We start from the raw sequence: 22,433 nt of genomic DNA, 5'->3' as shown, positions 1-22,433 counted from the left end.
GGTCGGCCTCACCAGCGGGTGGGCGGCGGTGCCGAGAGCTGTTCGGCGATGCGGGAGAGGCGGTCGCGGAACGGGCGCCGCGATCCGGCCGTGGCCGGTGCTCCCGGCGGGCCACCCGGGCCGCGCCGCCCCTGGAAGGTCTCGCCGGCCGCCGCGCTCACCAGATGCTGGACCATCTCGAGATCGACCTCGGCCGCGTCGGCGCTCAGCGCGTCGTGCGCGATGCCCCGGAGATCGGCCAGGGCGCCTGCGCTGCCGCCTTCGTCCAGTGCCAGCACCGTGGCGCCTGCCCGGCGTGCGCCGTGCACGCGTTCCAGCAGCTCCGCGCCCGGCTCCCCCGGGGAGACCACCAGGACCGTCTCCCTGCGCCCCGCGGCCTCGATCCGGCCCAGTCCCGCGGAGAGATGCGCGGGAGCGGCGGGCGGTACGCGGTGCCGTACGAGCGTGGGGGACAGTTCGGGCTGCCCGGACCAGGCGGCCTCGTCGTCGAGGTGCGCGGCCAGGTGCCACGGTTCGTACGTCTCGGTGCCGACCAGCAGCAGACCGCCGCGATGCGGGGTGACGGACGTGCGCAGCGAACCGGCGAACCGGCGTGCGGACTGCACCCATTCCGTCCCCGCGAGCACTTCCCGCAGATGTGCGACTCGTACTGCATCCATTGCCCGGCATGATGCCTCAACAGCCCCTGTGCAACGGGCGATTCGGCTGTGGTCACCCGTACGGATGTGGCTGGGGGCGCCGCCCGGGGCGCACCGTCCGCACCGACAGCGCCAAAGGCCCCCGGGGGAGACGCGTCTTCTGTGAGGCGCACCCGGCTGTTCATCTCCTGTTTCATTGACGCTCCGTTGCTGCGTGCTTACTTTCGGGCATCAGTGGACTCCGTTCCCGAGCCCGGAAGTTGGGAGCCGCTCATGCCGTACGAGACCTCTGTGCCGTTCAGTTCGGGAAGCGACGGCTATGCGAGCTTCCGCATTCCCGCGTGCGTCCTTGCACCCGACGGCGCACTGCTCGCGTTCGCCGAGGGGCGGGTGGACTCCTCGAGCGACACCGGGCACATCGACATCGTCGCCCGGCGCTCCGACGACGGCGGGCGAAGCTGGGGGGCACTGAGCGTCGTCGCGTCGTACGGGGCGGGCACCGCGGGCAATCCGTCGCCAATCGTGATCCCCCCGGGCGAGGGGGAAGGCTGCCTCACGGGCGGCCGTATCGTCCTGGTCTTCGTCACCAACGCCGCCGACGCGACCGAGTCCCGCATCCGCCGCGGTGAGGTCACGGCCGAGGACGGCCGCCGCGTGTGGGTGCAGCAGAGCACGGACTCCGGGGTGAGCTGGTCCGCGGCGCGCGAGATCACCCCGTCCGCGAAGCTGCCGCACTGGCGCTGGTACGCGACGACACCGGGCCACGCCCTGCGGCTGGAGAGGAGCCCGTACGCGGGGCGTCTCGTCGTTCCGGCGAACCACTCGCTGCCGCCGGAGGGCGGGGACGACGGCACTCAGGGGCGCTACAACGGCGGCCACGACCTGCTCAGCGACGACGGCGGCGAGACCTGGCGCATCGGCTACACCGACGACAACCCCGACGGCTGGGTCAACGTCAACGAGACGACGGCGGCCGAACTCCCGGACGGCCGCCTCTACTTCAACACCCGCACCGATGCGATCGCCCCCGAGCACCGCGCCGACGCCCACTCCGGGGACGGCGGCGAGCGGCTGCTCGCCCCGTTCGCCCCGCAGCCGCAGCTGACCGCGCCGGTGGTCGAGGCGAGCGTGCTGCAGCTCTACGACCCGGAGCTGCTGGTCTTCTCCGCGCCGGGTCACCCCGAGGAGCGGCGGGAGATGACGCTGCGCGCGTCCACCGACGGCGGTGCGAACTGGCGGACCGTGCACACGGTGGACGACCGGCCCGCCGCCTACTCGGACCTCGTCCGCGTCGACGACGACACGCTCGGCCTGCTCTACGAGACGGGGGACGAGAGCCCCTACGCGACGGTGACGTTCACACGGATACCCGTCGCGGAGCTGGCCGGCGGGCCGGACGCTCCCTGACGTTTCCTTCCTCCGGCCCCGGCACCGGGGGCGGCACCGGGGGGACGGGGTCACGGGGCAGCGGGTCACGGGTCACCTCGTAGTACAGCGTGGGTTGTTCGTTGTCCGGGTCGCACGGCACGTACGAGCTGAACGCGGACGGCGCGAGCAGCAGCCCCGTCCGCCAAGGTGGCCGAATTCCCCGTCGACGACCTGACGTTGCGGACCCGGTACGACGAGAAGGACCGGCCGGTCTTCGCGGCGGAGAGCGGACCGCTGGTGATGGTTGTGACGAACCTCGCCACCGGGCGGAAGGTCACGCGCGACATCTCCGGCTCGGGCACCATCACCTGCCTCGGCGCCGACTCGTACATCCTCAGCGGCGGCGACTGGGGCGCGGGCTTCCACACGTCGGACCGGCCGATGCACAACAGGTGGATCACCGGCCGCGGTTCGATGTCCGTGCAGATCACGAAGGACGGCGGGACGTCGTCACGCACGCTCCTCGATCTGCGCGGCCCGTACGAGGACCTCTGCGAGACGCTCGGCCGGGGCGGTTCCGCGCGGCCGGGCACCGGGCCCGCGCGCTGAGCCGCCGGGCCCGGTGCACGCCCGGCGGATGCGCGGGGCCCCGCGTGCGCCCCGCGTACGTGATCACCTTCACGGCCGGGAGTGAGGCGCGGCCGGTGCACCGGGTGGCAGGATCCCCCGTATGACTTCCTCCGCATCCGCATCCTCTTCGCCCGCACCCCGGAAGGACCCCTGGGACCTGCCGGACGTCTCGGACCTCACCGTCGGTGTCCTCGGCGGCACCGGCGACCAGGGCCGCGGCCTGGCCTACCGGCTGGCGCGGGCGGGCCAGCGCGTCGTCATCGGATCGCGCGCCGCCGAGCGGGCCGAACAGGCCGCACAGGAACTGGGCCTCGGCGTGGAGGGCGCCGAGAACGCGGAGTGCGCGCGCCGTTCGGACGTGGTGATCGTCGCCGTGCCGTGGGACGGGCACGCCCGGACGCTGGAGGCGCTCCGCGAGGAGCTGCGCGGCAAGCTCGTCGTGGACTGCGTGAACCCCCTCGGCTTCGACAAGAAGGGCGCCTACGCGATCCGTCCCGAGGAGGGCAGCGCCGCTCAGCAGGCCGAGGCGCTGCTGCCGGACTCCAGGGTCACCGCTGCGTTCCACCATCTCTCCGCGGTGCTGCTCATGGACGCCGCCGTCGAGAAGATCGACACGGACGTGATGGTGCTCGGCGAGGACAGGGAGGACTGCGCGGTCGTGCAGGCGCTCGCGGGCCGCATCCCCGGCATGCGGGGCGTCTTCTCGGGGCGGCTGCGCAATGCGCACCAGGTGGAGTCGATCGTGGCCAACCTCATCTCCGTCAACCGGCGTTACAAGGTGCACGCGGGCATCCGCTTCACCGACATGTGAGCCGTGTGCGGCCCGGGGACGGGGGCGCGAGCCTGCCGCGGGGATGGGGGACAATGGGTGAGGCGGCCGGGCCGCGCCCGGCAGGCACCGGAGGCACGGCTGCCTGCACGGCGCACCGCGCACCGCGTCTCCGACCCCTCGCCGGGAGCCCGCGCGCACGGCGCACCGCGCGCCCGTACCGGCCGGGCCGCACCGCCCGTTCCGTACCGCCGTCCCCTGCCCCGCACCGTCCGACTGGAGCCGCCCGCATGTCCGCCCCCGCCGTCTCCCCCCGCTCGTCGCGGGGGATCGCCCGCTACGCCACCGTCCTGTGCGCGCTCGCCGTGATAGCGGCGGTGCTCTCGTTCGTCAAGGGCAGCTGGCTCGGCGTCGTATGGGTGCTGCTGGCGGGTCTCGCCTCCAACATGGCGTGGTACTACGGGCGCAAGGCCCGCCGCGCGTCGGCCGCCCGCGAGGCTACGGCTGCGGAGTGACGGAGAGTTCGGGCTCGCCCTGCCAGAAGCGGAAGTAGTCGTAGCCGTAAGCCACGTCCAGGTCCGTGACGTTCAGCACGCCCATGACGTGACCTATCCCGTCCCAGAAGACGCCGTTGACGGCCGGGACCCACAGGAAGCCGAAGACCACCAGCAGGCCGAAGGGCGCGAAGGGCTCCGCCTGCCGGCGTGCCGCGGGTGACAGCCACGGCTCCAGCACGCCGTAGCCGTCCAGCCCCGGCACGGGCAGCAGATTGAGGATGGCCGCCGTCACCTGGAGCATCGCTAGGAACGCGAGCGCGTAGCGGAACGCGAAGGGAACCTGCCCCATCGCATCCAGCCAGAACGGGGCCGTCAGAACGGCCGCGAACAGGGCGTTCGTGGCGGGCCCCGCGGCCGAGATGAGGCTGTGCCGCCAGCGGCCGCGAATGCGTCCGCGTTCGATGTAGACGGCGCCGCCCGGCAGTCCGATACCGCCGAGGACGACGAAGACGACCGGCAGCACGATGCTCAGCAGGGCGTGCGTGTACTTGAACGGGTTGAGCGTGAGATAGCCCTTGGCGGCGACCGAGGTGTCGCCGCTGCGCAGCGCCGTGTGGGCGTGTGCGTATTCGTGCAGGCACAGCGAGACGATCCAGCCCGACACGACGAAGAAGAAGACCGCCACGCCCGTCACGTCGGCCAGCCCCGACCAGACGGCCCAGCCGGAGACGCCCATGACCGCGGCGAGTCCGAGGAAGACCGGGCTGATGCGGTGGTGGTCGGGGTGGGTGGAGACGCTGGTCATGGGGTCAGACCGTACCCGGAGCGTGACGGGGCGGGCCAACGGTCCCGTGCCTTGCGGGAGTTCGTCCCGATGACGACCGGAAGGTCCTGGAATGCACCTACGGCGCAGCGTCGTGCCGTACATCTGCGGACCCCGGCCGGCGCTCGTTCGTGAACGGGGCCGTCCGGCGCGGGATACGCACGGGACGGCCCGGCTCACGCAGCATGCGGCACGGTCACGGGCCGGGCGGCCCGTGACCGTGCCCCGGGCCCCGGCGCCCGCGGAACCCCGAGCTCCGAGCCCCGGGGCCCGGGGCCCGCGGAACCCCGAGCTCCGGGGCCCGGGGCCCTCGCGGAACCGGCGCCTTCGACCGGGGTGTCGGGCGCCCTCGAACCGGCCGTCAGGCGAAGCTGTGCCGCTCCTCGGGGAAGTCGCCCGCGATCACGTCCTGTGCGAACTCCTTCGCCGCGTCGCCGAGGGTTTGGCGCAGCTGTGCGTACTGCTTGACGAAGCTCGGCACGCGGCCGGCCGTCATCCCCGCCATGTCCGTCCACACCAGCACCTGGGCGTCGGTCTCCGCGCCGGCGCCGATGCCGATGGTCGGCACGTGCAGAGAGCGGGTGACCTCGGCGGCGAGTCCGGCCGGGACGGCTTCCAGCACGACCGCGAACGCGCCCGCGTCCTGCACCGACTTGGCGTCGCGCAGCAGCTGCTGCGCCGCCTCCTCGCCGCGGCCCTGCACCCGGTAGCCCATCGCGTGCACGGACTGCGGCGTGAGGCCGACATGGGCCATGACCGGGATGCCGGACTGCACCATCAGCTCGATCTGGTGCGCCGACCGCTCGCCGCCCTCCAGCTTCACCGCACCGGCTCCCGCCTCCTTGACGAGCCGGGTGGCGCTGCGCAACGCCTGTACGGGGCCTTCCTGGTACGTGCCGAAGGGGAGGTCCGCGACGATCAGGGCCCGTTCGGTCCCCCGTACGACGGCGGCGGTGAGCATGGTCATCTCGTCGAGGGTCACCGGCACGGTGGTCTCGTAGCCGAGGTGGCAGTTGCCCATGGAATCGCCGACGAGCAGGACGGGGATGCCCGCCTCGTCGAAGACGGAGGCCGTCATGGCGTCGTAGGCGGTGAGCATGGGCCACCGCTCGCCGCGGTCCTTCGCGGAACCGAGGTCGCGGACGGTGACGCGGCGGTTGCGTACGCCGCCGTAGAGGGCCGCGGGCTGCTTCTTGGACGGCCCTTCAGGGACGCGGTCCTGTTTCTGCGCATCAGACATGGCTGAACGCTCCTGTGTGTTGTCGTCTCGAGGCACCTGACGGCGTCCCCGGATACGTCCCCTAGGCGTTCGCCTGGGGAGACCCCAATGGCGTTCGCCTGGGGAGACCCCAATGGCGTTCGCCTGGGGAGACCCCAATGGCGTTCGCCCGGGGAGACCCCTCCATGCTGGCACGCGCCGTCGGGCGAAGGAAGAGAACGATGGACCGGGAGGAGCCGGGGCCACGCCCTATCCAATACGAGACGGCCTCGTATCGGAATACGGTAGAGTTCCGGCCATGAGTTCCCCCGTGCCCCAGAACGTGCACCGCCGACGCTGGGTGATCCTCGGCGTGCTGATGCTGAGCCTGCTGATAGTCGTCCTGGACAACTCGATCCTCAACGTGGCGATGAAGACCATCGCCCAGCCCGCGCCGACCGGACTCGGCGCGAGCCAGAGCGAGTTGGAGTGGGCGATCAACTCCTACACGCTCGTCTTCGCCGGGCTCCTCTTCACGGCGGGCCTGCTGGGCGACCGGCTGGGACGGCGCAGGGTGCTCCTCTTCGGGCTCGTCGTCTTCGGCCTGGGCTCCGTCCTCGCCGCCCTGGCCACCTCGCCGGGCCAGCTCATCGCGTTCCGTGCCGTGATGGGCTTCGGAGGCGCGTTCGTCATGCCCTCCACCCTCGCCATCCTCATGAACGTCTTCGAACGGGACGAGCAACCCAAGGCCATCGGCATCTGGGCGGGCGGCGTCGGGCTCGGCATCGCCGTCGGCCCCGTCACGGGCGGCGCGCTGCTGGAGCACTACTGGTGGGGCTCGGTCTTCCTGGTCAACGTGCCGATCGTCCTCGTGGCTCTCGCGGCGATGGTGCTGCTGGTCCCCGACTCCCGTGACCCGCGGCCCGGGCGGCTGGACCCGCTGGGCGTGCTGCTGTCCGTCGCCGGTCTGGTGCTGCTGGTCTACGGGATCATCAAGGGAGGCCAGCTCGCCGACTTCACCGACCCCGGGGTGCTGCTGCCCCTGGGCGGGGGAGTGGCCGTCCTGGCCGCCTTCGTCTTCCACGAGCGGCGCAGCGACCACCCCGCCATCGACGTCACGTACTTCCGCAATCCCGCGTTCTCCGCGGCCGTCACCGCCATCGCCCTGGTCTTCTTCGCGCTGATGGGCGTGACGTTCTTCGCGGTCTTCTACATGCAGAGCGTGCGCGGCTTCTCGGCGCTGGAGGCCGGGCTGCTGATGACTCCGCTCGCCCTCGCGCAGCTCGTCTTCGCGCCGCGTGCGCGGCTGGTCGTGGACCGCTTCGGCGCGAAGGCCGTCTGCGCGGGCGGGATGGTGCTGGTGGGGGCGGGTATGGCGGCGTTCGTGCTCTTCGGCCGTACGACGCCGGTGTGGGCGCTGGAGGTGGTCTTCTTCGTCCAGGGCACGGCGATGGCGCACATCATGCCGCCCGCCACGGTCTCGATCATGCAGTCGCTGCCGCGCGAGAAGGCGGGCTCGGGGTCGGCGGTCAACAACACCTTCCGGCAGGTCGGCGGCGCCATGGGGGTGGCCGTGCTCGGTTCGCTGCTCTCGGCGCGCTACCGGGAGGGCATCGAGGGCCGGCTGGCGCAGCTGCCGCTGCCGGAGGGCACGCGGCACGCCGCCGCCGAGTCGATCGAGGGGACACTGGCCGTGGCGTCCCGACTGGGGCCCGCGGGACGGGAGTTGGTGGGCCCGGCCAAGGACGCCTTCATCGACGCGATGCACGTGACGGTGCTCGGCTCGGCCGCCGTGGCGCTGCTGGGAGCGCTGGTCGTCGCCCTGTGGCTGCCGGGCAAACCGCAGGCGCGGACGGGCGAGGCCGGAGAGCCGGAGCAGGACGAGACCAACACGCCGGTCGGCGCCGGGCGTTGACGGGAACGCGCGCGGTTGCCGGAGGGGCGCAGGGGCCGGGCCGTGACAGAATCGTGCGACCCCGCCGGCAGTTGCGAAGCGGCCTCCGGCGGCGTCCGCCGGCCCGGCACCGCGACCGCTGCCGCGGCCCGCGACGCAAGCGGCCCGAAGCCCGCGAAGGACCGGGCGGAAGCCCGTGACCGAAGGAGCACCACGATGAATCCGACGCCGTCGGCGTCCGGCGCCGCGCCCGTGCGGCGGGGCCGCCCGCGAAGCGAGGCGGCGGAGCGCGCCATCATCGAGGGAGTGCTGCGGCTGCTGGAGGAGGGCACGTCGATCGACGCCCTGTCCATCGAGGGCGTCGCACGGGTCGCGGGAGTCGGGAAGGCGACCGTCTACCGGCGCTGGCCCGGCGGCAAGGACGAACTGCTGCTGGCCGTCGTCGACGCGCTGGAGGAGCCTCCGGCCGCACCGCGGGGCGAGTCCGTACGGGACGACCTCGTCGCGCTCCTCGAGTGGTACCGGCGGGTGGGGATGGCCAAGCGCCAGTCCGCCGTCCTGCGCACCATGACGAGCCACGTCAAGAGCCACCCGAAGCTGTGGCAGCAGTACCACGACAGCGTCATCAAGGCCCGCCGCGAGACCCTGCACGGCGTGCTGCGGCGCGGCGTCTCCTGCGGCGAACTGCGCGACGACATCGACCTGGGCCTGCTCGGAGAGCTCTTCACCGGGCCGATGCTCACCCGTACGGTCCTGCACGAGGGAAAGGATCTCCCCGAGGGGCTCGCCGAGCAGATCGTCGACTCCGTGCTGGACGGGGTGCGCCCCGGCGGGTGAGCGCGGACGCTCCCGCCTGTCCGGTCGCTCGCTGCGCGTTGGGCGGCGGGCGCGGAGGAGCGGGGTCCTCCGGGGGCGTGTGCGTGATCCGTCACAGCTCCCGCGGACCGGCCCCGGGCAGGAACCTCACCTGGCCGGGAGTTCGTCCTGCACCACACATGGGGATTCCCCCAACCCGCCGTGGCGGGCAGGGGCGTTGTGCGGGACATTCGCCGGACAGGAACTACCCGTTCCGCATCACCTATGGTTCGACAACGACGGCAAGCGAGTGAGGACAGCGGATGGCACGCGCGTACATGGCGGAGGCCTCGAAGACTTCCGGCGAGCGGCACGGGGCCGGGGCCCGGTCCCGCCGGTACGGGAGTTCCGCGCCCAGGGTGTTCGCCGGCTGGGGCGGGCCGGGCGCCTGGCGTCGCGGCTGGATCCTCGCCGCGCTCGCCCTGCTGCTCGGACTCGCCCTCTTCCTGCACTCCGAGGTGCCCAACACCATCGGCAACCTGGGCTCGCTGTGGGAGACCTTCCTTCCCTGGGGCGGCGCTCTCGTGCCCGTACTGGCGCTGCTGGCTCTGCTGCGCCGGTCCGTGATCGCGCTGGTGGCGCTCGTGCTGCCCGCCCTCGTGTGGCTGAACCTCTTCGGCGGGCAGTTCACGCCCAAGTCCGGCACCGGCGGCGATCTCACCGTCGTCACGCACAACGTCAACGCAAGCAACCCCGACCCGGCGCGCACTGCGCGTGAACTCTCCGGCTCCGGAGCCGACATCGTCGCCCTGGAGGAGGTCGCGGGAGCCCAGGCAGAGCAGTACGACAAGGAGCTGGCCGGCGCGTACCGCCATCACAAGCGCGTGGGCACGGTCGGTGTGTGGAGCAAGTACCCGATGCGGGACGCGCGGACCGTCGACATCAAGATGGGCTGGCCCCGGGCGATGCGCGCCACGGTGGCCACGCCGAAGGGCGATGTCGCCGTGTACGCGGCCCATCTGCCGTCCGTGCGGCTGGAGTTCGCCTCCGGTTTCACCGCCGGGCAGCGGGACGACAGTGCCGAGGCGCTCGGCAGGGCCATAGCGCAGGACGCCACGGGCAGGAAGGTGCTGCTCGGGGACCTCAACGGCACCATGAACGACCGTGCCCTCGCGCCCGTCACGTCCCAGATGCGCTCGACGCAGGGTGCGGCGGGAGACGGCCCGGGCTTCAGCTGGCCGGCCTCGTTCCCGACGACGCGGATCGACCAGATCATGGTGAAGGGGCTGGAGCCGGTCGCCTCCTGGTCGCTGCCCACCACTGGCAGCGACCACCTTCCGGTGGCGGCCTCCGTCGACTTCTGACGCGGGTGGTGGCGCTCTTCACACGCGCCCGCACATCACGCACGCAATGCACGGCACCGGGCGCACAAGCGCCGGTCAACGGGCCGCCAGGACAGCAGTTCCTGGCGGCCCGTGGTGTGAATCACGCCTGTTCCGGCGGGTTGTTGCTGTCCTGAGACACAGATGGTGGCCACGGCGGCGCGACGTCTGAGAGACTTTGTTCAGTGTGAGAACATAAGAAGCTGTGCCAGGGCGGCAGACGCCCGAAGGCGCCCTCGGTGCGCACGCCGAGCACACACATCCCTGAACTTCCCGAGCTCTGCTCGACCCTGCCCTGAAAGGTTTCCCGCCCATGCCTCTGGCCTTGCTCGCCCTTGCGATCAGCGCCTTCGGAATTGGCACGACCGAGTTCGTGATGATGGGGCTGCTTCCCAACGTCGCGGATGACATGGGGACTTCCGTGCCCACCGCCGGCCATCTCGTCTCCGCCTACGCCATCGGCGTCGTCATAGGTGCGCCGATCCTCACCGCCGTCGGTTCCCGCGTCCCGCGCAAGCGGATGCTGGTGCTGCTCATGGGCCTCTTCACCGTCGGCAACCTCGCCTCCGCGCTGGCGCCCGGCTACGGCTGGCTGCTTGCCGGCCGTGTGCTGGCGGGCCTGCCGCACGGGGCCTTCTTCGGCGTCGGCGCCGTCGTCGCCGCACGCCTCGTGACGGAGGACCGCCGGGCACGCGCCGTCGCGACGATGTTCCTGGGGCTGACCGTCGCCAACATCGTCGGCGTACCGGCCGGCACCGCCGTCGGACAGGCGCTCGGCTGGCGGTCGACGTTCCTCGTCGTCAGCGCCATCGGTGTGCTCGCCATGGTGAGCCTCGCCGCGCTCGTACCGCACCTGCCGCTGGAGCACCAGCGGGGCGTGGGCCACGAGGTCCGCGCTCTCGGCCACCGGCAGGTCGTACTCGGCCTGCTGACCGCGGTCTTCGGCTTCGGCGGAGTCTTCGCGGTCTACAGCTACCTCGCCTCGATCATGACGGAGGTCACCGGACTCGCCTCCTCCTCGATGACGATCGTGCTCGCGCTCTTCGGCATCGGGATGACGCTGGGTGCCCTGGCCGCCGGTCCGCTCACCGACCGCGCCCTGCGGCCCACGCTCTACGGGGGCCTCGGCGCACTCGCAGCCGCGATGCTCGTCTTCCACTCGGTCGTCGACATCAAGTGGGCCGCGATGACGATGGTCGTGGTGCTCGGCGGGCTCGGCTTCATGACCACCACACCGCTGCAGATGCTGATCATGCAGAACGCGCGGCACGCGCCGACGCTGGCCTCCGCCGGAAACCAGTCCGCGTTCAACCTGGCCAACGCGGGCGGAGCCTGGCTCGGCGGCGTCGCCATCGCGGCGGGCTGGGGCTGGCGTTCGCCCATGCTCGTGGGCGTGGTGCTGGCGCTGAGCGGCCTCGGCATCGCCGTGCTGGCGGGGGTGCTGGACCGCGGCACGACCGCCTCGCGCTCGCGCATCGTCGCCCGCGGCGTTCCGCGCCTGCGCCGGGTACGCCCGGCGGAGAGCGTCTCCGGGTGACCTGCCGGGCGGCGGCGCGTGTTCGCCGGCCGCCGCCCCTCCGGTACGGGCCCGTGCTCCGGCACGGGCCCGTTGCCGTGGGTGGGGCGGCTGCGCGGTCGCCGGGCGCGGCGCCGCCATCGGGGCGGGGGCTGTGGGCGTACGCCCCCTCCGGTCGATGAACGCACGGCGACGCGGACTGAGATGCGGGCGGTCGCCGCGTCTCAGTCCGCGTCGCCGTCCGCCTTCTCCCGCCAGCGGTTGGTGATGGGAAGCCGGCGGTCCTTGCCGAAGCCCTTCGCGGAGATCTTCGTGCCCGGCGGGTACTGGCGGCGCTTGTACTCGGCGGCGTCCGTCATGCGCAGCACCCGTCCGACGACTTCCGGGTCGAAGCCGCGCGCGACGATCCCCTCGAGGCCCACGTCGCCGTCCACGTACAGCTTCAGGATGCGGTCCAGCACGTCGTAGTCGGGAAGGGAGTCGGTGTCGACCTGGCCGGGGCGCAGCTCCGCGCTCGGCGGCTTGGCGATGCTGTTCTCCGGGATGGGCGGTGTCTCGCCGCGCTCGGCGGCCGCGCGGTTGCGCCACTTCGCCAGGCGGAAGACGTTCGTCTTGTAGACGTCCTTGATCGGCCCGTAGGCGCCGACGGAGTCGCCGTAGAGCGTCGAATACCCGCATGCGAGCTCGGACTTGTTGCCCGGCGCGAGCACGATGTGGCCCTCCTGGTTGGAGATGCCCATCAGCGTGACGCCGCGCAGCCGGGACTGGAGGTTCTCCTCGGCGACGCCGGTCAGCTCCAGGTTCTTCATGAAGGCGTCGAACATCGGGCCGATCGGCACCGTGCGGAAGGACAGGCCGGTTCGCCGTGCCAGTTCGGCGGCGTCGTCCTTCGAGTGCTGCGAGGAGTAACGCGAGGGCATCGAGACGGCGTTGACGTTCCCGGGCCCGAGGGCGTCGCAGGCGATCACGGCGCACAGCGCGGAGTCGATGCCGCCCGAGAGGCCGAGCACCACGGAGCGGAAGCCGTTCTTGGCCGCGTACGCGCGAAGGCCCACGACGAGCGCCGTGTAGATCTCCTCGTCGTCCTCCATGCGGGGTGCCTCGGTGCCCGCCGCCTCCGGCTCGTACGGGGGCAGGGGGTCCCCGGAGAGGACGACGTGCTCGACGGTCAGCCCGTCGTCGACGGTGCCGGAGGGCGGCTCGGCCGCGGCGGCCGGCAGCTCCAGGTCCACAACGACGCAGCACTCCTCGAACTGCGGGGCGCGTGCGACGACTTCGCCGTCGGCGCCGACGACGATCGAGTCGCCGTCGAAGACCAGCTCGTCCTGCCCGCCCGTCATCGCCAGATACGCCGTGGTGCAGCCGGCCTCCTGGGCCCGCCTGCGCACCAGGTCCAGGCGGGTGTCGTCCTTGTCGCGCTCGTACGGGGAGGCGTTGACGGAGAGCAGCAGTCCGGCCCCCGCGTCACGGGCGGCGGGCACCCGGCCGCCGCTCTGCCACAGGTCCTCGCAGATCGCGAGCGCGACGTCGACCCCGTGCACGCGGACGACGGGCAGGGAGCGTCCCGGCACGAAGTAGCGGAACTCGTCGAATACGCCGTAGTTGGGCAGATGGTGCTTGGCGAAGGTCAGCACGACCTCGCCTCCGTGCAGCACGGCCGCGGCGTTCTGTGGTGCGCCCGCCGGGCTGCCCAGCGTCGCCCGCACGTGCTCGGCGCGGTCGAGATAACCCACGACGACGGGCACGTCGCCCAGGTCCTCGTCGGCCAGCCTCCGCGCGAGCGTGCGCAGTGCGGCGCGGCTGGCGTCGACGAACGAGCCGCGCAGCGCCAGGTCCTCCACGGGGTACCCGGTGAGCATCATCTCGGGGAACGCCACGAGGTGCGCCCCTTGCCCGGCCGAGTGCCGGGTCCACCTCAGGACGGCCTCGGCATTGCCCTCGAGGTCGCCGACGGTCGAGTCGATCTGGTTCAGTGCGAGACGTAGTTGAGGCACGAAGCCCACTGTAATCGTCTCTCTGACGCGATGCGGAGGGCCGTTCGTTACCGGTGGTCACGGGGCTGCGCCTGCGTTTGCGGGTGATTTGTGCCGCCGTCCCTCACGAGGCATTCACGCAAGCTTCACAACCGTATCCACTCTGTGGCTACCCCTCTGCGAGGGTATCCGCAGGATTTCGATACCTGGTGTACTGGATTCGGTGCCCGTCTGGCGGGCATCGGTCAGTGACGTGAACTCGCCACACCTCAGGGGGAATCGACATGCTGGAGTCGCTCGGGCTCGAAGCCGTCCAGCAGCAGGCGTACGAAGCGCTCGTCGACGGGGCGGTCACCGTCGCCGAACTGCGCGCGACGCTGGGTCTGAGCGCCGGGAGAGTACGTGAAACCCTCGCCGCACTCGAGAAGTTGGGCCTGGTGGGCCGGTACCCGGGCGAGCGGCGCGGAGAGGAGCGGTTCCTGCCGGTCGCGCCCGACGTCGCGTTCGAATCGCTGCTGCTGGCCCGTGAGGAGGCCATCCACCGCACCCGCAGGCACATCCAGCTGCTGGCCACCCGGTTCCGCGCCAACGCCACGGCTCGCGACCCCGTCGACCTGGTCGAGATCGTGACCGGGCGGGCCGCCGTCATCCAGCAGGTCGACCAACTGCAGCACAGCGCCACCAGCGAGATACGCGGCATCGACCGGCCCCCCTACGCCAACAGCGACCCGGACCGTCTCGACCCCAAGACCGGGATGATGCCGGTGCAGGCCAAGACGATGCGGCGCGGCATCGGTTACCGCGTCATATACGACACCCACGGCCTGGAGACCTTCCACCGCATCAACACGGACATCGAGGCGTGCGCGGAGCTGGGCGAAGAGGCCCGGGTCATGGCCGACACCCCCACGAAACTGCTGGTCGCGGACGACCGGGTGGCACTCATCCCGCTGCGTTCCGCGCCGCACGAGATGGCCAGCAGCGTGGTCGTGCACCCCTCGGGGCTGCTGGACGCCCTCTGCGAGTTCTTCGAGGTGCTGTGGGCGCGTGCCCTGCCGCTGTCGGCCTATCTCGCCGGACGTCCGAACGGTGCCGGTGACGCTCCGACGCCGGACGAGGCGCGGCTGCTCGCGCTGCTGACGACAGGGCTGACGGACCAGGTCATGGCCCGTCAACTCGGCGTCAGCTACCGCACCTTCCAGCGCCGGCTGAGCGGTCTGATGGAGCGGCTGGGCGCCGGCACCCGCTTCCAGCTCGGCATGCGTGCCGCGAGCCTCGGCTGGGTGTCGCAGCCGGCGGACGCGGCTGTGCGGGTCGGGACGGGAGCCGGCGCCGAAGAGCCCGCCTGAGGGGCTTTCAAGGGGTGTCCGACCCGCGAAGTACGCACCACAAGATGTCGATTGGCACACTCGCCGGTAACTCTTGTTCTGCCCTTCGCCGTGTGCGAGCTTCGATGCGTGACGTCGCCGGGCAGGACGGCTCACGACTCACTGCCACACGGCCGGCCGCCTCCCGCGGCGGACCGGCCTGCACCACCCAGCCGCGGTCCGGTATCCCCCACTGCCGGACCGCGGCTTTCAACTTCCTCGGCGGATTCTCCGGCCGTTCTCCCGGGGTCTTCCGGCGGACCGACGTCGGGCCCCGGCGGCCTCCCTTCACTCCGGGCTCACCTTCACTCCGGGCTCGCGCTCACTCCCGCCCGCCCTCCCTTCGGGCCCGCCCTCACTCCGGAGGCCACGGAGCCCTCACCCCTGTGGTCCGGGGAAGGGCCCACCGGGCCCGGCTCCGGCTCCGCGCACGCCTCGCGTCCGGCTCCGCGCACGCCTCGCGTCCGGCTCCGCGTCCGGCTCCGCGTCCGGCTCCGCGTCCGGCTCGGCACACGCCTCGCGCCCGCTCCCGCAGTCGTCCTCGCGCGGGCCCCCGCTCCCGCTCCCACCCGGGCCCGCCGGGGGGCCGATGCCCGCCCCGCGTCCTCACCCACGTCTCGGAGGGCATCCGCCGGACGCGTCCCGGGCCCCGCGCGACCCCGCGGCGCTGCCTTTCCCGGCTCGCGTCCGTGCACCCCTCACGTGGTCTACTGGGAGCGGCGTGAGGAGACGGAGCGCGGCGCAGGCAACGCTCCGGAAACCTTGAGGTGGGATGCTCGTCCGGCCCGTCCCGGAATCCGGGCGGCCGGCCCGTGAGCCGGGCCCTGCGGGCCGACCGGCCCAGGGGGCCCGCCGGGTGCGAGGAGCCACCCCGACCAGCGAGGATGGGTGACTATGGATAAGCAGCAGGAATTCGTGCTCCGCACGCTCGAGGAGCGCGACATCCGGTTCGTAAGGCTGTGGTTCACCGACGTCCTCGGTTTCCTCAAGTCCGTCGCCGTCGCGCCCGCCGAGCTCGAGCAGGCCTTCGACGAAGGCATGGGCTTCGACGGGTCGGCGATCGAGGGCTTCGCCCGTGTCTACGAGTCCGACATGATCGCCAAGCCGGACCCGAGCACCTTCCAGATACTGCCGTGGCGGGCCGAGGCCCCCGGCACGGCCCGGATGTTCTGCGACATCCTCATGCCGGACGGTTCACCCTCGTACGCCGATCCGCGTTACGTGCTCAAGCGCAGCCTCGCCAAGGCCTCCGATCTCGGCTTCACCTTCTACACCCATCCCGAGATCGAGTTCTTCCTGCTGAAGGACCGTCCCGTGGACGGCACGAGGCCGGTGCCCGCGGACTCCTCCGGGTACTTCGACCACACGCCGCAGCACGTGGGCATGGACTTCCGGCGGCAGGCGATCACGATGCTGGAGTCGATGGGCATCTCGGTGGAGTTCTCCCACCACGAGGGCGGCCCCGGCCAGCAGGAGATCGACCTGCGCTACGCCGACGCGCTGTCCACCGCGGACAACATCATGACGTTCCGGCTCGTGATGAAGCAGGTGGCGCTGGAGCAGGGCGTCCAGGCCACGTTCATGCCCAAGCCCTTCTCCGAGCACCCGGGCTCCGGGATGCACACGCACCTGTCGCTCTTCGAGGGCGACCGCAACGCCTTCTACGAGTCCGGCTCCGAATACCAGCTCTCCAAGGTCGGCCGCTCCTTCATCGCCGGGCTGCTCACCCATGCGGGCGAGATCTCCGCCGTCACGAACCAGTGGGTCAACTCCTACAAGCGCATCTGGGGAGGTGCCAACCGCACGGCCGGCGAGGGCGGCGAGTCCCCCTCGTACATCTGCTGGGGGCACAACAACCGCAGCGCGCTGATCCGCGTGCCCATGTACAAGCCGGGGAAGATGGGCTCCACCCGCATCGAGGTGCGCTCCCTCGACTCCGGCGCCAACCCCTACCTCGCCTACGCCACCCTTCTGGCTGCCGGGCTCAAGGGCATCGAGGAGAGCTACGAACTGCCGCCCGGCGCCGACGACGACGTGTGGGCCCTCTCCGACGCGGAGCGCCGGGCGATGGGCATCGAGCCGCTGCCGCAGAACCTGGGCGAGGCGATCACGCTGATGGAACGCAGCGAACTCGTCGCGGAGACGCTGGGCGAGCACGTGTACGACTTCTTCCTGCGCAACAAGAAGCAGGAGTGGGAGGAGTACCGCAGCGAGGTCACCGCCTTCGAACTGCGCAAGAGCCTGCCGGTGTTGTGAGGTCCGGCCGCATCCGGGGGCCCACCCCCAGGGGCAGCCCGGGCGGTACCCCCACTCCAGGGGGAGGCGGGGTGTCCGGGCACCAGGAACCCGGAAGCGAGACGACGGAGGACGGTCAGGTGCAGGGCGGGCGCCGGGGCAGCCGGTACGGACAACTGATCAGGCGCGGGTTCACCGAACCCGCCGCCGCCGAAGGGCTGCTCGCCATGGCCGGCCTGGAGGAGGTGCGGGCCGACACGGGTCTGCTGGACGCGTTCGCCGCGACCGCGGACCCGGATCTCGCGCTGCGCGGGCTCGTACGGCTCATCGAGGCGCAGAAGGACCCGCAGCCGCTCGTGGGCACGCTGCTGACGAGCAAGCCCCTGCGCGACCGGCTGCTCGGCGTGCTCGGCGTCTCCGAGGCGCTGGGCGACCATCTGGCCTCCCACCCCGACGACTGGCAGGCCCTCGTGACGTACGAGTCGGCCGATCTGCACCCCGGCGTCGAGGAGTTCGAGGCCCGCGTCCGCCCGGCGAGCGGACCGGACGACCTGCGGCACCGCTACCGCAGCAGCCTGCTGTCCGTGGCGGCCCGCGACGTGTGCGGCACCAGCGATCTGGCCCGCACGGCGGCCGAGTTGGCGGATCTGGCCACCGCGACGCTGCGGGCCGCGCTCACCATCGCGCAGTCCGAGGGGCCCGAGGACGCCGCCAAGTGCAGGCTCGCGGTGATCGGCATGGGCAAGTGCGGGGGCCACGAGCTGAACTACGTCTCGGACGTGGACGTCATCTTCGTGGCGGAACCGGTCGAAGGCACCGACGAATCACATGCGCTGCAGGCCGCGGGCCGCCTCGCCTCCCGCATGATGCGCGTCTGCTCCGACACCACGGCGGAGGGCACCATCTGGCCCGTCGACGCCAACCTGCGTCCCGAGGGCCGCAACGGCCCCCTGGTGCGCACGCTCTACTCCCACCTCGCCTACCTCAACCGCTGGGCGAAGACGTGGGAGTTCCAGGCGCTGCTGAAGGCACGTCCGGTCGCCGGCGACGCCGCACTCGGCGAGGCGTACGTGGAGGCGGTGGCGCCGCTGGTCTGGCAGGCCGCGGAGCGGGAGAACTTCGTTCCCGACGTACAGCAGATGCGCCGCCGCGTCGTCGCGGCGATCCCGGCCGCCCAGGTGGAACGCGAGCTGAAGCTGGGCCCGGGCGGTCTCCGGGACGTCGAATTCGCCGTACAGCTCCTGCAGTTGGTGCACGGCCGCTCCGACGTGACGCTGCGCAGCCCCAATACGCTCGACGCGCTCGACGCCCTCGCCGTCGGCGGCTACGTCGGACGCCAGGACGCGGCCGCGCTGGATTCCGCGTACCGGTTCCTGCGCACCATGGAGCACCACATCCAGCTGCACAAGATGCGCCGTACGCACCTGATGCCGGAGAGCGAGGAGGACCAGCGGCGCCTGGGCCGCTCGCTCGGCTACCGCAGCGAACCCGTCACCGAGCTGCACCGGGCGTGGCGGCGGCACGCCGCGGCAGTGCGGCGGCTGCACGAGAAGCTCTTCTACCGTCCGCTGCTGGACGCCGTGGCCCAGCTGGAGGTCGGCGAGGCGCGGCTGTCGCCGAGCGCGGCGCGGCAGCGGCTGGAAGCGCTCGGCTACGCCGACCCGGCCGGGGCGCTGCGGCACCTGGAGGCCCTGGCCAGCGGCGTGAGCCGCAAGTCCGCCATCCAGCGGACGCTGCTTCCGGTGCTGCTCGGCTGGTTCGCGGACTCCTCCGACCCCGACGCGGGGCTGCTGGGCTTCCGCAAGGTCTCCGACGCCCTGGGGAACACCCCGTGGTATCTGCGCCTGCTGCGGGACGAGGGAGCCGCGGCGGAGAATCTCGCGAGGGTCCTCTCCGCCGGCCGCTTCGCCCCCGACCTGCTGCTGCGCGCCCCCGAAGCTGTCGCGCTGCTCGGCGACGAGCACGGGCTGCTGCCGCGTTCACGCGAGTCGCTCACCCAGGAGGTCCTGGCCGCCGTCGGCCGGGCCGAGGACGCCGAGTCGGGCGTGGCGGCGGCCCGCGGTGTGCGGCGGCGGGAACTGTTCCGCACGGCCGCGGGCGACGTCATCGGGGCCTACGGGACCGAGGAGTTGCCCTCGGAGGACCCGGCGGCGGCGGTCGACCGCGTAGGAACGGCCCTCACGGACATCAACTCGGCCACCCTCGCCGGCGCGCTGCGTGCCGCCGTCCGCGGCAGGTGGGGCGACGAGTTGCCCACGCGCTTCGCGGTCATCGGCATGGGACGCTTCGGCGGCGCCGAACTGGGCTACGGCTCCGACGCGGACGTGCTGTTCGTGCACGAGGCACGGGAGGGCGTCAGCGATGAGGAGGCGAACAAGGCCGCGTACGCCGTGGCGACCGAGTTGCGCAGGCTGCTCCAGCTGCCCACGACCGACCCGCCGCTGCTCGTCGACGCGGACCTTCGGCCCGAGGGCAAGTCCGGGCCGCTGGTGCGCTCCCTCGACTCCTACGCCACGTACTACCGCCGCTGGTCCTCGGCCTGGGAGAGCCAGGCGCTGCTGCGTGCCGCGCCCGTCGCCGGGGACGAGGAGCTGGGCCGCCGCTTCACCGAGCTCATCGACCCTCTCCGGTATCCGGCCGACGGCCTGAGCGAGGAGTCGCTGCGCGAGATCCGGCGTCTGAAGGCCCGCATGGAGGCGGAGCGGGTGCCGCGCGGCGCGGACTCCACCACGCACGCCAAGATGGGCCGCGGCGGCCTCGCCGACGTCGAGTGGACGGTGCAGCTCTGCCAGCTGCGGCACGCCGCATCCGTGCCGGCCCTGCGCACCACCCGTACACGGGAGGCGCTGGCCGCCGCCCGCGAGGCGGAACTGATCGGCGAGGAGGACGCCCGCATCCTCGATGAGGCGTGGCTGATGGCGACGCGTGTGCGCAACGCGGTGATGCTCGTACGGGGGCGTGCGGGCGACACATTCCCCTCCGAGGCACGGGAGTTGGGCGCCGTCGGACGCTACCTCGGATACGAGGCCGCCGGGCCGGGGCCGAGGCCCACGGAGGCCGGCGGAAGCGGCGAGATGCTGGACGACTACCGCCGCGTCACGCGGCGGGCGAGGGGCGTCGCCGAACGGCTCTTCTACGAAGGCTGACGCTTCCCCGGGGCCCGGCCCGGTTCCTGCACGGAGGCTGACGCCTTCACGAGGTGTGGCGCCGCTGCGAGGCCGGAGTGAGGGGCGGTCCCGGCCCACCCGCAGCTCCACACGCCCGGGCGGTGGTTCCGCCCCGCTGCCCTACGCGGGTGCCGGCGTCGCGGCCAGTCTCGGCAGCCGGTAGGCCACACCGCCGTACCAGCCCCAGGAGAGCGCGAAACCGAAGGCCAGACAGATGACGCCGCCCACCGCGTCCAGCCAGAAGTGGTTGGCCGTGCACACGATGACGGTGAGGGTCACCAGCGGGTAGAGCGCGCCGAGCACACGCACCCAAAGAGGCTTCGCGAGCGCGGCGATGGTGATGCCGCACCACACCGACCAGCCGATGTGCATCGACGGCATCGCCGCGTACTGGTTCGACATGTCGGCGAGGTTGCCGGACGCCATCGAGCCCCAAGTCTGGTGCACCTGAACGGTGTCGATGAACTCGTCGCCGCGCATCAGCCGGGGCGGCGCGAGCGGAAAGAGGTAGTACCCGAGCAGGGCGATGGCGGTGGTGGCGAAGACGACGAGCCGAGTGGCGGCGTAGCGGCCCGGGTGCGAGTGGTACAGCCAGGCCAGCACCACGACGGTGACCACGAAGTGCAGCGTCGCATAGTAGTAGTTCATCGTGAGGATGAGCCAGGTGACGCTGTCCGCCGCGTGGTTGATGGTGTCTTCGACGGCGATGCCGAGGAGATGCTCCGTCCTCCACACCCAGTCGGCGTTGTTGAGGGCCTGGACGCGCTGTTCGGGCACGGCGTTCCGGATGGCGGAGTAGACCGCGTAGAAGACCAGGACGAGGACGATCTCGAACCAGATGCTGGGCCGCCGCGCGGCACGCAACGGCTCGGCCTCGGACCCTCTGTCGCTCTCGTCGGCGTCCTCGGCTCTGCCGGCCCCGCGGTGGTCGGTCTGCGGCTTCGCGGTGGCTGTCCCGTTTGCCCGTTCGGTCCTCGTTGTGGATGCCCCCATGAGGGGACAGTCTGCCAGAAGGGGACACCGCTCCGATCATCCTGCGGTCGGGTATCCGGCCCTTTCCGTCCTCCCTGGGACCGAGGGGACGGACGCCGTCGAGCCCCGTACGACCAACTCGGGCAGGAAGACGAATTCGCTGTGCGGAGCGGGCGTGCCGCCGATCTCCTCGAGCAGCGCACGGACGGCCGCCTGCCCCATGGAGGGCACCGGCTGACGGATCGTCGTCAACGGGGGGTCGGTGAAGGCGATCAGCGGTGAGTCGTCGAAACCGATCACCGAGATGTCGCCCGGGACTTCCAGTCCCCGCTGCCGGGCGGCACGGATCGCGCCGAGCGCCATCATGTCGCTGGCGCACACCACGGCCGTGCAGTCACGGTCCAACAGTGCACTCGCGGCGGCCTGTCCGCCCTCCAGGGTGAACAGGGAGTGCTGCACGAAGCCGCGTGCCTGGCTCTCCGTCAGTTCCAGCTGCTCGTGCACGGCGCGGAGAAAACCCTCGATCTTCCGCTGCACGGGCACGAAGCGCTCCGGTCCGAGGGCCAGTCCGATGCGCCGGTGGCCGAGGGCGGCGAGGTGGGTGACGGCCAGTCGCATCGCCGCACGGTCGTCGGGGGAGACGAACGGGGCGCGGACCTTGTCCGAGTAGCCGTTGATGAGGACGAACGGCACGCCCTGCCCGCGCAGCCGCTCGTAGCGCTGCATGTCGGCGGTGGTGTCGGCGTGCAGTCCGGAGACGAAGACGATCCCGGCGACGCCGCGGTCGACGAGCATCTCCGTCAGCTCGTCCTCGGTCGATCCGCCGGGGGTCTGCGTGGCCAGCACCGGTGTGTATCCCTGCCGGGTGAGGCCCTGGGCGATCACCTGCGCGAACGCGGGGAAGATCGGGTTCTCCAGCTCGGGGGTGATCAGCCCCACGAGGCCCGCGCTGCGGTGCCGCAGCTTGAGGGGCCGCTCGTACCCGAGCACGTCGAGGGCGGCGAGGACGGATTCCCGGGTGGCCGCGGCGACGCCCTGCTTGCCGTTGAGGACACGGCTGACCGTCGCTTCGCTGACCCCCGCCTGTGCTGCGATGTCAGCTAGCCGTGCGGTCACAGGGCTGGACTGTACCGGGCGCGGCAATCACTGCACACCGCGCCCGGAGCCGGGAGGCCGGAAAGCAGCTCTGAAAATTGCTGCAAGTTTGCT

Annotated in this window: 17 protein-coding genes; 11 read left to right on the top strand and 6 right to left on the bottom strand. The window is 71.8% G+C overall.

The genetic code is table 11. The features are described 5' to 3' along the window. Positions 1 to 8: 8 nt before the first annotated feature. Complete coding sequence (locus H180DRAFT_RS25905) at positions 9 to 659, bottom strand: hypothetical protein (protein WP_055488568.1); 651 nt, start codon at positions 657 to 659, stop codon at positions 9 to 11. Positions 660 to 911: 252 nt separating this feature from the next. Between H180DRAFT_RS25905 and H180DRAFT_RS25900 the strand changes: the two genes are divergently transcribed. From H180DRAFT_RS25900 to H180DRAFT_RS25885, 4 genes are all read left to right on the top strand, one after another. Continuing rightward, positions 912 to 2,045, top strand: coding sequence for a sialidase family protein (locus tag H180DRAFT_RS25900; RefSeq protein WP_055488567.1), 1,134 nt, complete (start codon positions 912 to 914; stop codon positions 2,043 to 2,045). Between the two features lie 168 nt (positions 2,046 to 2,213). Beyond that, complete coding sequence (locus H180DRAFT_RS29990; RefSeq protein ID WP_055488566.1) at positions 2,214 to 2,615, top strand: hypothetical protein; 402 nt, start codon at positions 2,214 to 2,216, stop codon at positions 2,613 to 2,615. Between the two features lie 121 nt (positions 2,616 to 2,736). Next, positions 2,737 to 3,447 (top strand): NADPH-dependent F420 reductase, encoded by a 711-nt coding sequence (gene npdG, locus H180DRAFT_RS25890; RefSeq protein WP_055488565.1) that lies wholly within the window; start codon positions 2,737 to 2,739, stop codon positions 3,445 to 3,447. Between the two features lie 248 nt (positions 3,448 to 3,695). Next, complete coding sequence (locus H180DRAFT_RS25885; RefSeq protein ID WP_055488564.1) at positions 3,696 to 3,920, top strand: hypothetical protein; 225 nt, start codon at positions 3,696 to 3,698, stop codon at positions 3,918 to 3,920. Here the strand turns inward: H180DRAFT_RS25885 and H180DRAFT_RS25880 are convergent. Both H180DRAFT_RS25880 and panB read right to left on the bottom strand, forming a co-directional pair. Next, positions 3,904 to 4,707: a site-2 protease family protein gene (locus H180DRAFT_RS25880; RefSeq protein ID WP_055488563.1), complete on the bottom strand. Its 804-nt coding sequence runs from the start codon at positions 4,705 to 4,707 to the stop codon at positions 3,904 to 3,906. The genes H180DRAFT_RS25885 and H180DRAFT_RS25880 overlap by 17 nt on opposite strands. Positions 4,708 to 5,086: 379 nt before the next feature. Beyond that, entirely contained in the window at positions 5,087 to 5,965 is an 879-nt protein-coding gene (panB, locus tag H180DRAFT_RS25875) for a 3-methyl-2-oxobutanoate hydroxymethyltransferase (RefSeq protein WP_055488562.1), read from the bottom strand. A gap of 277 nt (positions 5,966 to 6,242) precedes the next feature. Here panB and H180DRAFT_RS25870 point away from each other — a divergent pair, with 277 nt between their 5' ends. The 4 genes from H180DRAFT_RS25870 (at position 6,243) to H180DRAFT_RS25855 (ending at position 11,531) form a co-directional block, all read left to right on the top strand. Continuing rightward, positions 6,243 to 7,838 carry an MFS transporter gene (locus H180DRAFT_RS25870; protein WP_055488561.1) on the top strand — a complete coding sequence of 532 codons (1,596 nt, stop codon included), beginning with the start codon at positions 6,243 to 6,245 and terminating at the stop codon, positions 7,836 to 7,838. Between the two features lie 195 nt (positions 7,839 to 8,033). Continuing rightward, positions 8,034 to 8,654 (top strand): TetR/AcrR family transcriptional regulator, encoded by a 621-nt coding sequence (locus tag H180DRAFT_RS25865; protein ID WP_055488560.1) that lies wholly within the window; start codon positions 8,034 to 8,036, stop codon positions 8,652 to 8,654. A 281-nt stretch (positions 8,655 to 8,935) separates the two neighbouring features. Next, the gene (locus tag H180DRAFT_RS25860; RefSeq protein WP_055488559.1) at positions 8,936 to 9,976 is read left to right on the top strand and encodes an endonuclease/exonuclease/phosphatase family protein; all 1,041 of its coding nucleotides are present in this window, start codon (positions 8,936 to 8,938) and stop codon (positions 9,974 to 9,976) included. A gap of 331 nt (positions 9,977 to 10,307) precedes the next feature. Next, positions 10,308 to 11,531, top strand: coding sequence for an MFS transporter (locus H180DRAFT_RS25855; RefSeq protein WP_055488558.1), 1,224 nt, complete (start codon positions 10,308 to 10,310; stop codon positions 11,529 to 11,531). A gap of 203 nt (positions 11,532 to 11,734) precedes the next feature. Here the strand turns inward: H180DRAFT_RS25855 and H180DRAFT_RS25850 are convergent, their stop codons facing one another. After that, a complete protein-coding gene (locus H180DRAFT_RS25850) occupies positions 11,735 to 13,504 on the bottom strand; it encodes an NAD+ synthase (protein WP_055488601.1) in 1,770 nt (589 codons plus the stop codon). 263 nt (positions 13,505 to 13,767) lie between these two features. On the opposite strand from H180DRAFT_RS25850, the gene H180DRAFT_RS25845 reads away from it, so the two are divergent. From H180DRAFT_RS25845 to H180DRAFT_RS25835, 3 genes are all read left to right on the top strand, one after another. Further along, entirely contained in the window at positions 13,768 to 14,832 is a 1,065-nt protein-coding gene (locus H180DRAFT_RS25845; protein WP_055488557.1) for a helix-turn-helix domain-containing protein, read from the top strand. Positions 14,833 to 15,744: 912 nt separating this feature from the next. After that, entirely contained in the window at positions 15,745 to 17,106 is a 1,362-nt protein-coding gene (locus H180DRAFT_RS25840) for a glutamine synthetase family protein (protein WP_055488556.1), read from the top strand. 119 nt (positions 17,107 to 17,225) lie between these two features. Further along, positions 17,226 to 20,231 carry a bifunctional [glutamine synthetase] adenylyltransferase/[glutamine synthetase]-adenylyl-L-tyrosine phosphorylase gene (locus H180DRAFT_RS25835; protein ID WP_055488600.1) on the top strand — a complete coding sequence of 1,002 codons (3,006 nt, stop codon included), beginning with the start codon at positions 17,226 to 17,228 and terminating at the stop codon, positions 20,229 to 20,231. Between the two features lie 141 nt (positions 20,232 to 20,372). Here H180DRAFT_RS25835 and H180DRAFT_RS25830 read toward each other — a convergent pair whose 3' ends face one another. Both H180DRAFT_RS25830 and H180DRAFT_RS25825 read right to left on the bottom strand, forming a co-directional pair. Beyond that, a complete protein-coding gene (locus tag H180DRAFT_RS25830; RefSeq protein ID WP_074466999.1) occupies positions 20,373 to 21,245 on the bottom strand; it encodes a phosphatase PAP2 family protein in 873 nt (290 codons plus the stop codon). A 36-nt stretch (positions 21,246 to 21,281) separates the two neighbouring features. Further along, positions 21,282 to 22,340 carry a LacI family DNA-binding transcriptional regulator gene (locus H180DRAFT_RS25825; RefSeq protein WP_055488555.1) on the bottom strand — a complete coding sequence of 353 codons (1,059 nt, stop codon included), beginning with the start codon at positions 22,338 to 22,340 and terminating at the stop codon, positions 21,282 to 21,284. Between the last annotated feature and the right edge of the window lie 93 nt (positions 22,341 to 22,433).

Origin of the sequence: Streptomyces sp. WMMB 322, assembly GCF_900090145.1 — a bacterium.
Taxonomy (GTDB): Bacteria; Actinomycetota; Actinomycetes; order Streptomycetales; family Streptomycetaceae; genus Streptomyces.
Note: the sequence above shows the minus strand (reverse complement) of the source record. Positions and strands in the feature narration are given on the sequence as shown.

What these genes read in the sequence shown, in the direction of transcription:
- H180DRAFT_RS25905 (WP_055488568.1), bottom strand. Translation starts at nt 659, where the DNA reads ATGGATGCAGTACGAGTCGCACATCTGCGGGAAGTGCTCGCGGGGACG.
- H180DRAFT_RS25900 (WP_055488567.1), top strand. Translation starts at nt 912, where the DNA reads ATGCCGTACGAGACCTCTGTGCCGTTCAGTTCGGGAAGCGACGGCTAT.
- npdG (WP_055488565.1), top strand. Translation starts at nt 2,737, where the DNA reads ATGACTTCCTCCGCATCCGCATCCTCTTCGCCCGCACCCCGGAAGGAC.
- H180DRAFT_RS25885 (WP_055488564.1), top strand. Translation starts at nt 3,696, where the DNA reads ATGTCCGCCCCCGCCGTCTCCCCCCGCTCGTCGCGGGGGATCGCCCGC.
- H180DRAFT_RS25880 (WP_055488563.1), bottom strand. Translation starts at nt 4,707, where the DNA reads ATGACCAGCGTCTCCACCCACCCCGACCACCACCGCATCAGCCCGGTC.
- panB (WP_055488562.1), bottom strand. Translation starts at nt 5,965, where the DNA reads ATGTCTGATGCGCAGAAACAGGACCGCGTCCCTGAAGGGCCGTCCAAG.
- H180DRAFT_RS25870 (WP_055488561.1), top strand. Translation starts at nt 6,243, where the DNA reads ATGAGTTCCCCCGTGCCCCAGAACGTGCACCGCCGACGCTGGGTGATC.
- H180DRAFT_RS25865 (WP_055488560.1), top strand. Translation starts at nt 8,034, where the DNA reads ATGAATCCGACGCCGTCGGCGTCCGGCGCCGCGCCCGTGCGGCGGGGC.
- H180DRAFT_RS25860 (WP_055488559.1), top strand. Translation starts at nt 8,936, where the DNA reads ATGGCACGCGCGTACATGGCGGAGGCCTCGAAGACTTCCGGCGAGCGG.
- H180DRAFT_RS25855 (WP_055488558.1), top strand. Translation starts at nt 10,308, where the DNA reads ATGCCTCTGGCCTTGCTCGCCCTTGCGATCAGCGCCTTCGGAATTGGC.
- H180DRAFT_RS25845 (WP_055488557.1), top strand. Translation starts at nt 13,768, where the DNA reads ATGCTGGAGTCGCTCGGGCTCGAAGCCGTCCAGCAGCAGGCGTACGAA.
- H180DRAFT_RS25840 (WP_055488556.1), top strand. Translation starts at nt 15,745, where the DNA reads ATGGATAAGCAGCAGGAATTCGTGCTCCGCACGCTCGAGGAGCGCGAC.
- H180DRAFT_RS25830 (WP_074466999.1), bottom strand. Translation starts at nt 21,245, where the DNA reads ATGGGGGCATCCACAACGAGGACCGAACGGGCAAACGGGACAGCCACC.